This window comes from Cognatishimia coralii, from assembly GCF_037478305.1.
In the GTDB taxonomy this organism is placed as follows: Bacteria; Pseudomonadota; Alphaproteobacteria; order Rhodobacterales; family Rhodobacteraceae; genus Cognatishimia; species Cognatishimia coralii.
The window spans coordinates 51,075-57,481 of record NZ_JBBGAZ010000015.1 but is presented as its reverse complement, the minus strand read 5'-3'; the positions used below and the strand labels follow the sequence as shown (position 1 = coordinate 57,481).

General features: G+C 58.3%; 5 protein-coding genes and 1 pseudogene. All 6 read right to left on the bottom strand.

Going from position 1 to position 6,407, the window contains the following annotated elements; translation table 11 throughout:
- Positions 1 to 27 precede the first annotated feature (27 nt).
- The gene (locus WG622_RS17445; protein WP_339404684.1) at positions 28 to 600 is read right to left on the bottom strand and encodes a HipA domain-containing protein; all 573 of its coding nucleotides are present in this window, start codon (positions 598 to 600) and stop codon (positions 28 to 30) included.
- 92 nt (positions 601 to 692) lie between these two features.
- Positions 693 to 2,054, bottom strand: a complete 1,362-nt coding sequence (locus WG622_RS17440; protein WP_339404683.1) for an ISKra4 family transposase — start codon at positions 2,052 to 2,054, stop codon at positions 693 to 695.
- 90 nt (positions 2,055 to 2,144) lie between these two features.
- Positions 2,145 to 2,651 (bottom strand): annotated as a pseudogene (locus WG622_RS17435) (LysR substrate-binding domain-containing protein); the annotation flags it as partial.
- A gap of 182 nt (positions 2,652 to 2,833) precedes the next feature.
- Positions 2,834 to 3,535: an IS6 family transposase gene (locus WG622_RS17430; protein ID WP_339404681.1), complete on the bottom strand. Its 702-nt coding sequence runs from the start codon at positions 3,533 to 3,535 to the stop codon at positions 2,834 to 2,836.
- 381 nt (positions 3,536 to 3,916) lie between these two features.
- Positions 3,917 to 5,362 carry a TRAP transporter permease gene (locus tag WG622_RS17425; RefSeq protein WP_339404680.1) on the bottom strand — a complete coding sequence of 482 codons (1,446 nt, stop codon included), beginning with the start codon at positions 5,360 to 5,362 and terminating at the stop codon, positions 3,917 to 3,919.
- Positions 5,363 to 5,449: 87 nt separating this feature from the next.
- Positions 5,450 to 6,388 carry a TAXI family TRAP transporter solute-binding subunit gene (locus tag WG622_RS17420; protein WP_339404679.1) on the bottom strand — a complete coding sequence of 313 codons (939 nt, stop codon included), beginning with the start codon at positions 6,386 to 6,388 and terminating at the stop codon, positions 5,450 to 5,452.
- Positions 6,389 to 6,407 lie beyond the last annotated feature (19 nt).

Sequence of the window (6,407 nt, the reverse complement as noted above, 5' to 3'; positions counted from 1 at the left end):
CGAGCACATGCTGCCCATCCTGCGCATCTATGCCGAGGCGCTGTCGCGGTCCCTTTGAACGGTGCCGGCGGGCAAGGCTGCCCGCGTCAGGTCAGCATCATCGTGGTGGTCTGAAGGTTCTTCGCCAATGTTGAATATTACCTGATCCAGGAGAGCAAGGGCACTGCGAGGGCCCAGTCGTCGGCCGGTCTCGAGGATCTGGCGCAGCGACAGGCCGGGTCGAGTTCCATGCTCGTACTTTTGGCCAGGTGGCAGGCTGTTCGCCTGAGCGAAGTCCTCCTGGTGGATGCGCTGAATGCCCCCAGAGCGCGTGAGGCAACGGTCAGAACACAACACGCAGATCGCCGCGCGGCGCGGCGTGGTGATCCTCCCGCACTCTGCCGCCGGTAGTCCGATGGCAGCCGCCAGGCGCAGGCAGTAGGCCTCATTCACCGTGCTGCCGGGACGGCGCGGGCTCTCGGGTTTGAGGATGACAGTGGAGGGGGCACCGAACCGCGGGATGGCGAGCTGATCCCCCTTCCTCGGCAAGCGTAACACCGGGGTGCCCTCCGCATCGAGAACCGCCAGTGCCGTTTTCGTCTGACCACCGGCGAGAGACAGCCTGACACCCTCTTCCCCGTTGTCGCGTAGCCCTTAATTGTGAGATGGGAAATCCAACGAAATCAACGGCGGGAGTGGACAGAACATGGTGGTCATGCGGCGCGTTTTCTGTTTGCGACGGTCAGCCGACCATCGAGAACTGCGGCCCTTGTGACGGCTACTTGGTGAGCCCCTTTGGGCGACCACCGCATCCTTCTGCGTTTTCCCATGCGGGCATTGGCGATGTCATCGACTGATCCTTCGGCACGAGATGACGAGATGGGCAGCCCGTTACGGTACCGTCGGCCATAGTCCACAAGGGATTCCATGTTGTTCGCGAGATAGGTGTAGAGTGTCTCGCATCGGGCCTGCACACGAGCGGCAGCGGTGCGGACAGCCAGAGGTTCTTCCGCAAGGCGGGTGCAATCGTGCATGAGCCCTTTCAGATAAGTTTCCGCGACCCGTGCTCTGCCATGCCAAAGCCACCAGCGGAGGCTTTTAGCGGGGCGCTGGAACAGTATCGGAATTCCAGTGAACCCCGGGGTCTGGACCAGACCCTGAACGGCGGCCTCGACATGTTGAATGCGCATCGAGATGTGCCACCAGTCGAGGATATGTTTCACCTGACCGTCTCCACCCATGGCACTTCGAATGAGGTTCGGGAGAGCAAGCTCGCCATCAGAGATTACCGTCAACAAACGGCCCGGCTTCCATCCAAAGTCTGACAGCTCTTCTCGCATTCGGCTGCCCGGCGATGCCGTCGCATTGGCGACCAAGCCAAATCGTCGGCACATATTGCGACTTTCAACCTTGCCGACCACAAGATCCAGGTGTCGCTGCTGATACTCCGGTCGACAGCGGATATGCGCACCGTCCAGAAAAACCGTCAAACCACCTTTGGGCGGGGCTTCAACGGGATCGCCTGATGCCCTTCGACCTTTCTCGAGCCCAGTGGCTACTCTTCCCAACCGGTCACGCACCGTCGTGTGATGGGGCGGATGGCAGGGGAGAAAGCTTTTCATCAGCCGCGCGGCTTCGCGAAAGGAATGCCGGGACCCAAGCTCCGCATGTAGCCGCTGCAGCTCCGGGGTAGCCCGGTCTGGAAAGAAATAGGCCAGCGGAGAAATAGGTCCGCCGGGCATCGCCGCTGACCTGGCATCACAAGAACAGCGGCGCAAGCGCGCGGCTTTGACCCGAACCCGCCCAAAGAGTGTGTCGAGATCGCGCGTGCGATAGTCATGAATGGCGCGAACCGAGGCGCAACCCGGGCATACGCGGCTTTCTCGAATGATCTCATCGACCTGGTCGTAAAGGATTACCCTCTGGATCTGTTCGACGATCCTCTTCCCATCCTCGAGGCGCAGCCCGATCCCGTCGGGACAAGTCACCCGGTATGGTCGAGAAATGCCTTCAAGCTGATGAGTGCGCTTCTCTCCGTTGTCGAAGGTCGTTTCGATTGTGATCCGGACGTCCATGGCAGCCCCCCCTCGCAAAGAGCTTACCTTAGCACAGGCCAGCCTACCAACGACGACCCCCATGTTCTGTCCACTCCCCTCCACCAGTCTCGAGGCCACAGACGCCGGAAAGATCGCCGCCAGATTAGTGGAACGAACGATTTCGGGGATGACAGAAAAATGTTCTATGCGGGCACGAATTTTTTGCTTCACTTCGCTTTGAGCAAGCAACTCGCGGACCATTTTATAGCCTGTTGCATGGGCAGACACTTCTATGAAGTCCAACTCCTTCATGGCTTCAAAAGTCAGAGTGCTGCCTGAGAAAGGGTGCTCCCTGCGAAGAATGCAGAGGAAGCGGTCCTCAAGAAGAAATAGCTGCTCAAATTCAGACCCGATCAGATCAGGCAGATATCCGAAAGCCAAATCGACCTGTCCGGTGCGCAATTTGACTAGGATTTCTTCAGCCTCGAGTTGAACTGAACGGACGCGGACACCGGGAGAAATCGGCATGAGGCCGGCCAGCAGTTTAGGCAGTACATATGTTTCCGAAATATCGGACATCGCGATGGTGAAGACTCGCTCGGAACTTTGCGGGTCGAAGGCACCGTGGCTCGACATCGTTTCGCGCAGCGAGTCGACGCTGGTTTTGAACGGCATGTACAGGCGCCGCGCCGCCGCCGTCGGTTCCATCGCTCTGCCGACACGGGTAAAGAGCGGGTCATCGAAATGATCGCGCAACCGTTTGAGCGGTGTTGTCACGTTAACTCGCTGAGCTTGCAAGTTGGCATGCCGATCATTGATCAGGCGGCGTTTGCCGCAGAATTCCACGCCTCGAAAGCTTCGAGCCGATGGTACCGGATGGTGAGGGCGGCGCGGCGGCTGGCTGGGACGGAGAAACAATTGCGGGTTGCGGACTGCATGGAGACGAAGCGCTGCAATCCACCCGGCGATCGAAAGCCCTGCATTGCGCGCTCTCGTTTTCGAAAAGGTAGATGGCTGTTCTCGGCGCGATTATTCAGCCCCTTGTGGGACCAATGGTCAAGGCCAGGCGCGACCTCGCGCTTTGCGGCCCCATATGAGCGTAGTTTGTCCGTGATGATCCTTTGGGGAACAAAACCCCAACGTTTCATCAGCTTGACCAGAAGCCGCTTTGCCGCGCGCTTGTCCCGCCTAGGCTGCAGGATTTCCTCATGAACGACGCCATGTTGGTCGACCGCACGCCAGAGCCAGAATGACCGGCCCGCGATCTTCACAACGACTTCATCCAGATGCCAGACATCGCCGGGACGCGGCTGCCGTCGCCGCAGGTTGTGGGCGATGAGCGGTCCGAACTTGACCATCCAGCGCCGGATCGTTTCATGCGAAACGTCTACGCCACGTTCCAGCATCACCTCCTCGACCTCACGCAGGCTCAAGTTGAACCGGACGTAGAGCCAGACAACATGGGCGATGATCTGGGGCGGAAACCGGTGGCGCTTGTAGCTGATTTCCTCTGTCTGCATCGACACCGCCTTCGCCCAGCTCAATCACCCCGCAACCTTAGGTCAGTTAACGTGACAACACCGGGCGAAGGGCTTGGAGAGTGCAGAGGGTTGCTGCATAGCAAGACAATCTCTTGCCTACAGAAGAAGTCAGTGATAATGCACGGCGATAGACAATAATTAGCGGGTTTTGATAGACGCTTCAATAAGTTAGTGTTTTCCATCAAGTGTGTCTTGATGCCTCAAATACTTTGCGGGTGATAAAAATAATCCGTTCGTATCATTGGTGAAGATAATATTAGAAACTGGTGTGACAGAGGCAAAAACGGTGGCAAGCAAAAAATTCCCTTTCGATATTCCATATTCAGAAAGATCCTTGGCAATTGCATGTACTAGGGGCCGTCATGCTGTTGGTTCGACCCCCAGTTCGATCAGCGGTGGTGCGGCCAGTGTGGCGACCAGCAGATAGATCCCGGTGGTCGGCATTCCCATCCCAAGCACGATCCAGATCAGGGCCGTCAGCACCAGCAGCAGGATCAGGCTGTCTTTTCCGATGCTGACCAGAAGGAATGTCAGACCAAAGCCAAGGCCGGTTACCTGTAATATCCCGATGACAAGGCCCGCAACCGCGCCGATGACCAGAATTTCAACCGAGGCGTGGCCCGTGCTGATGAAGGACTGCCAGATCGTGCGAATATCTATGCGCTGCCCCTTGTACCCGAACATCAGGTTCAGGATCACCACGATAACCGCAGCCCAGATCGCCGCCTCGGCCGGGGAGCGGTTCAGCCAGAATAGCGCGCCGATCAGAACCGCAAAGGGGATCGGGAAATACCAGCCCTGTCGCATGATGTGGGACAGCCGGGGAATCTGATCTGACGGAACCGGCGGGATATTCTGTTTGCGTGCCTCAAGATCTGCCTGCACAAGGACCGCCCAGAAAAACAGGAAGGACGGCACAATCGCGGCAACGACGACGGTGGTATAGGGCAGCTCCAGAAACTCGGCCATCAAGAACGCGGCGGCCCCCATGACCGGCGGCATCATTTGACCCCCGGTCGAGGCGACCGCCTCGAACGATGCGGCCATGCGGGCGCTGAACCCGCTTTGTTTCATCAACGGAATGGTGATGACGCCGGTCGAGGCGACGTTGGCGACGGCGCTGCCGGAAATCGACCCGAACAGGGCGGAAGAAACGATCGAGATTTTTGCCGATCCGCCAACCGTACGTCCGACCAAGGCGGCGGAAAGATCGGTGAACCATTGCGATCCTCCGGTGGCCAGCAGGAAGCCGCCAAAAAGGATATAGACCACGACAATATTCACGACGATCGTCAACGGGGTGCCAAGCATTGCGGTGCTGTCGATGGCCAGATAGCCGAACAATTCGCGCAAGGGCATCGCGCGCCCCTGCAAAACCCCGGGGATTTTATCGGCCAGCAGCGCGTACAGAATGAAAACCACGACAACCAGAACAAGACTTGTCCCGGTTTTGCGCCGAAGAACCTCTAATAACAGTGGAGTGATACAAAGGCCCAACAGAGTGATCTCTTGCTCATGCGCGAAGAAATTGGATGAAATTTCGGGATAGCGCCAGGAGGCCCAGAAGGTCGCGGTGATGCTGATCCCGGCAAAAACGGCGTCGCTGGCCAACCGTATTCCGCTGTGGGGGATAAAAAGACACCCAAGCGCCAGCGCCAGCCCCAGGATCGTCAGCATCACCTGTTCGGGCAGCACCAGCCAGCCCAGTTCTTGAAACAGGTTTCCCGACGCCGCCAGCGCCAATGCGGTGATGCTGATGGCAAGAAAGCCCCTGATATGGGCGATCGGACCTCGGGAAGGGTTCACTCTGGTGATCCTGACGGGAAGGGTGTTCAACAAAAAGGGTCTGACCGCCGATCACGACAACCGGCGATCGCAGAGGGTGAAAAGGATCTATTTGGCCAGATCCAGTTCTTTATAAAGTTTCATGGCGCCGGGATGATAGTTCAGCCCATGGTCCGTTGCGATCCGCGCGGTCTGATAACCTTTCCAAAGCGGGCCCGATGCCTTCAGCTCGGCCTCGCTGTCGACAAGTGCTTTGGCGACCGCATAGACGACATTCTCGGGGACATCCTTATTCGCGAAAAGCACCGTGTCATAGGCGTGCAGATTGGTCGGGGCCAAAATCCCGTTGAACCCGGTCGCCGGGTCGACAGAACGGATTTCGGTTTTCGGTAACCAGCCCAGAAGCACGTCGTTTTCGTCCAGCGAAATGAACCGAATGCCGCCGGAAACGGTTGCGTCCATTTCACGAACCGCCGCCGATCCCGCCGCCGCGATAACCGCGTCAAGATCGCCCTGTTTGAAGGCGGCCCAGCTTTTGGGCAGGCTGGCAACGGGAACAGGCACCACATCGTTCATGCTTAGCCCGGCGCCAGCCAGAAACCCGTCCCAGAACGTGCGGAACAGGGGTGAGGCGGTGTATTGCGCGGGCACCCGTTTGCCTTTCAGGTCGGCCATGCTGTGGATGTCGGAATTCGCGGCAACGATGACGCCCTGAACGAACGGCGTCAAAGTGGCGACAATGCGCAGGTTTTCATGCGCTGTGCCCTCAGACATCCCGGTGCCGGATGTGGCCATGTAATATTGCATGGCATTGGAAATACCGAATTCGATCCGGCCCAGATCGGCACCACTGATATATTGCTGCGTCCCGGCCATTGCCTGGGGGCGCATCTGGTATTCGGATTTGGTCGATACGGCGCTGGAAACGGCGTTGCTAAGCTGTGCCACCGCGCCGCCTTTTGTCGACCCGATGCTCAGGACCTGAGCGTCGGCCACCGTGCTTGCGGCCAACAGCACCGCTGCGGCAAGTCTGGTTTTAAAAAACATGTTTTCCTCCCTGTTTCGT